The sequence below is a fragment of the Oleiphilus sp. HI0132 genome (genome assembly GCF_001635845.1).
In genome coordinates this window covers 1-798 of record NZ_LWGJ01000311.1, presented here as the reverse complement: position 1 = coordinate 798, position 798 = coordinate 1, and the positions used below count along the sequence as shown (strand labels likewise).

At 47.0% G+C, this 798-nt stretch carries 1 protein-coding gene; it reads right to left on the bottom strand.

Features of this window, described 5'->3' with window-relative positions; genetic code table 11:
- A partial coding sequence (locus tag A3766_RS03740; RefSeq protein ID WP_068641707.1) for a zinc-binding dehydrogenase occupies positions 1-798 on the bottom strand: 798 nt, incomplete at both ends.

Below are 798 nucleotides of genomic sequence, written 5' to 3'. Positions count from 1 at the left end.
GCGCTTTGGCTGCATCCTTGAAGGAAAACGTGCTATCGACATGAGGCTTGATCCAGCCTTCAGCATAGCCTTTTAGTATCTCTTTCATCCAGATATCAATCTTCTTATGTTCATGCCATAAATGCCCCATATTGACACCATATACGCCTTTGTTCTGATCCATTAAACCAAAAGGGTGATAAAAAGGTGTTTGCACAATCATCTTAAGCATATTCAACTTGCCTTTGATTCCCGAGTCGGACACAGAGGAAATACCAAACATGCCTAGTCGGCCGGTGTTAGCTAAGGCACTGTAACTTTTTTTCAGGTTATCGCCGCCAATAGGGTCTGTGATCAAGTCGACACCGCGGCTATTGGTGAGGGCGAGAAGTTCTTTCTTCCAATCCTGGGTACGGTAATCTATTGCGTGATCCAAGCCCTTTTCTTTTAAGAACTTGTGCTTCCTTGAGCTAGCAGTACCATAAATTGTAGCGCCAATATGCTTGGCGATTTCCAGTGCAGCAAGACCGACACCACCTCCCACATTGTGAATGAGAACGCTCTCATGAGCTTGTAAGCCTCCCATCGCGACGAGTAATTGGTAGGCGGTAAGGTAGTTTACGGGGATTGCTGCTGCGGCTTCGAAGGAGAGCGTTTCTGGTTTATCAAATACTTGTTGTAGGGGCACTGTGACTTGCTCAGCTTGGCCGCCAAAGCGTGTTAAGGCGATAACTTCCTTGCCTAGCCAGGATTCATCTACGCCTGTGCCGATAGCATCAATGACACCCGATACTTCATAGCCAACGGTACAAGGCGTTT